The sequence below is a fragment of the Pseudomonas sp. Ma2-10 genome, assembly GCF_054330215.1.
This window is the reverse complement of sequence record NZ_JBTEYL010000052.1, coordinates 1-3310: the sequence shown is the minus strand read 5'-3', so window position 1 is coordinate 3310 and position 3310 is coordinate 1. Positions and strand designations below refer to the sequence as shown.

The window sequence follows — 3310 nt, the reverse complement described above, 5'->3', positions numbered from 1 at the left end:
CCACCTCGGCACCCCGCAGGAACTCACCGACTACAGCGGCGAGATCATGTGGTCGGCGAAATACCGTGCCTACGGCAACCTCGCGACCCTCGATGTTGCGGAAATTGATAACCCGCTGCGCTTCCAGGGTCAGTACTTCGATGCGGAAACTGGCTTACATTACAACCGGCATCGCTACTACAATCCGGGCACTGGACGGTTTCTGACGCCGGATCCGATCAAGCTTGCGGGTGGGTTGAACAACTACCAGTACGTGCCTAACCCTACGGGGTGGGTGGATCCGTTGGGGTTGAACAATTGCCCTGGCGCAGATGGTTGTAAGCCCGATAGGGCAATAGAAGTTCCAGAAGAACAAGCCAAAGTTGACCAGGGTGATCCGGGCATCCCTAGTGCAAAAGTTCTTCAAGCAAGACAACGCCAAGCCCAGATATTGGAAGACAATGTCGGATACAACATAAGTCCAATAGCTTGGGATAAGTACCCAAGCATCGGAAGAGACGGATCATTCATTTCTGACAAAAAAGGTATCAGTGATGTAATTGGGGACTTTTCAGCAAACGGAAAAATGACGCTAAACAAAGAGCAAGTTCTCCAATTAGAAGCTGCGTTTGGACTAGAGCAAGGAAGCCTTCAAAATGGTTTCAAGATCAGAAAAATTGATGGAATCCAAGAACGCATGCCCAGAAGCCCGCTAGCAGGCAATGACAAATTTGAAGGCCCAGGAAATCATCTACCAGGAGGGGCACCCGAGATGGTAATTGATTCCATCCCGACTACCGATGTACCTGGTGTATCTACCATGACAGAGATCCTAGTTAAATGAATACAGTCCAAGCCTATGTGACAAAATCTGACAGCGATTTTGTTAGAGTAAAGATTCTTGATGCAAAAATAAAAGAAAAGCTTATTGGCATTGGCTTCACAAATGACATTGACCTTAACGAATACAAAATCATCACACCAAACGATGAAAAAAAAGCTGGCGTATTTAACCAGCTCAGGGAGCTTGAAGTTTATTTTTCCGATGGTAGAGAGTGGTGTCCTGCCGAGGTATTTGAGTATCTAAGAGACAAGGGACTTTTAATCGGGAATTTTACAATGATCAGTTGGAGGGGGCCTGATAAGTATTTTATTACCACTGACAAATGACAGCGAAAAGGCGGCCGCAAAAACTGAGTGCAACACCTCACCCTCCAGTAAGGTGCCGCCATGTCCTATACAGAACTCAGCGTCGAAGAACGCGCCACGATCCAGGTCGGGCAATATCAAGATCTTAGTCAGCGCGAGATAGCTCGAATGCTTGGCCGAAGCCCCTCTACGATCAGTCGCGAGTTGCGTCGCAATCGATCTCTCAATGGGAGATACGTTGCCCACGTCGCACAGGCTCACACTCGCGAGCGCCGTAAAGTTTGTCGCCCTGCCAGAAAACTGGTTCTGGGTAATGAACGCTTCGAGCTGGTGCTTCATTTGCTTCGAGAACGCTTTTCCCCAGAGCAAATCGCGGGCAAGCTGCGGGTCATGAAAATCAATTTCAAAGAAGCCTACGTTTGCCGGGAAACCATCTATAAAGCGATCTATGCGATGCCCGTCGGTGAGCTGCGCAAGGGCTGGTGCAGTGTCTGCGACAAGGCAAGAGCACACGTAGACCGCGCGCCGGGGGTGTTGATCGTCGCGGCCAGATTCCGGACATGGTCAGTATTCACCTGCGTCCGCCGGAGGTTGAAGACCGTTTGATGCCGGGGCATTGGGAGGGCGACTTGATCAAGGGGAAGAACAACGCCTCGGCGGTCGGGACACTCGTTGAGCGCTCCAGCGGCTATTTGATGCTGGTGAAAATGAATGACGCTACGGCGACATCGGCAGTCGAAGGGTTCAGCGCGGCGCTCAATGGCATGCCGCTGGCCGCTCGTAAAAGCATGACGTATGACCAGGGCAAGGAAATGGCCAAGCACGCCGAACTCACTCAGAAGACGGGTATTGCTGTTTACTTTGCTGACCCACACAGCCCATGGCAACGTGGAACCAACGAGAACACCAACGGCCTTGTCCGCCAGTTTTTGCCCAAGGGAACCGACCTGTCCAAGTACACCCAAGATGAGTTGGACAAGTTTGCATATTTGCTGAACATCCGACCACGCAAGCGATTTAACTGGCTGTGTCCGATTGAGGTATTTACTCAGCTGATGGGCTTGCAACATGAGGCTCCTACTTCAATTCAATAACCGTGTTGCACTCAGCTCCTGCAGCCGCCCCAAGCTGGAACCATTTGCTGACGCATATCCAGAATATGGCGATGGTGGTGCACAACAGATTCACACAAACAGCAGAGTTATTCACTTTGACAAAGTAGAGGTCCTGCCGGAAGAGTAATGAAAGACTATTTTATTTTAGCAAAGAAAGACATTCCGTCAGACCGCCCTCACGATTCGGACTGGCCAAAATTTATCGCGTACTCCTACGAGCATAAATGCTTGTTGTTTTCAGCAGGGAAAGGTCATGGACTATCGGGATTCGAGTTACCGGAGGCTGAAGCTTTCGCCCCTGACTGGACACCTTTATTTATCGAGCTAAACGCACTCTGGATATTAGACTTTTTAAAAAAATCAAATTTCCCCACGCTAAATGATTTCATCAAAGCGCTCGACAAAGCCAACATACCCATAAGTAAATTTCGAGCTTAATAAGTGGACAGATTTATTTTCTACGAACTCGGTGCGGCTAAGACGCGCTGCGCTTATCTGTTTGCCAACCGCCGCGCCGACCGGATGAAAGTACTGGTGCATGACGGTGTCGAGATGTATGTAGCTGGCTGCACGATGCTTGCATCAAGGGAAGTTTCACCGGCTAGGGAAACTCTGAAAAAGACTTTCAAATCTGGTGAAATACGCCAGTCCCAAGAACTGAACGGTTGAGNCAACAGTATTTGCATCGCTGATTCTGAGTAGAAATACATGCCCCCATAGGACCAACAACACAGCGATTGCTCGTAAAGAGTCTAAGGAAACTCTGAAAAAGACTTTCAAATCTGGTGAAATACGCCAGTCTCAGGAACTGAACGGTTGAACCCCGATGAAGCAGATGTCCTTCGCTGACGCCGAATACGCTGGCAAACGCAAACAAACCCGCCGTGAACGCTTCCTGATCGAGATGGATCAGGTCGTGCCCTGGAATGGCTTGGTCAAACTGATCGAGCCGCACTATCCGAAGAGCAAAGGTGGTCGTCCGGCCTATCCGTTGATGGCGATGTTACGGGTTCATCTGATGCAAAACTGGTTCGGTTATAGCGACCCGGCCATGGAAGAATCGCTCT

5 protein-coding genes and 1 pseudogene are annotated in these 3310 nt (G+C 49.8%); all 6 read left to right on the top strand.

Going from position 1 to position 3310, the window contains the following annotated elements:
- A partial coding sequence (locus ACXPVS_RS27125) for an RHS repeat domain-containing protein (RefSeq protein WP_458512629.1) occupies positions 1-823 on the top strand: 823 nt, incomplete at its 5' end.
- Positions 820-1149: a hypothetical protein gene (locus tag ACXPVS_RS27120; RefSeq protein WP_458512628.1), complete on the top strand. Its 330-nt coding sequence runs from the start codon at positions 820-822 to the stop codon at positions 1147-1149. The genes ACXPVS_RS27125 and ACXPVS_RS27120, both read left to right, overlap by 4 nt.
- A gap of 60 nt (positions 1150-1209) precedes the next feature.
- Positions 1210-2222, top strand: a pseudogene (locus tag ACXPVS_RS27115) (IS30 family transposase).
- A 147-nt stretch (positions 2223-2369) separates the two neighbouring features.
- Complete coding sequence (locus ACXPVS_RS27110) at positions 2370-2681, top strand: hypothetical protein (RefSeq protein WP_458512627.1); 312 nt, start codon at positions 2370-2372, stop codon at positions 2679-2681.
- Between the two features lie 3 nt (positions 2682-2684).
- Complete coding sequence (locus ACXPVS_RS27105; RefSeq protein ID WP_458512626.1) at positions 2685-2912, top strand: hypothetical protein; 228 nt, start codon at positions 2685-2687, stop codon at positions 2910-2912.
- A 157-nt stretch (positions 2913-3069) separates the two neighbouring features.
- A partial coding sequence (locus tag ACXPVS_RS27100) for a transposase (RefSeq protein ID WP_458512625.1) occupies positions 3070-3310 on the top strand: 241 nt, incomplete at its 3' end.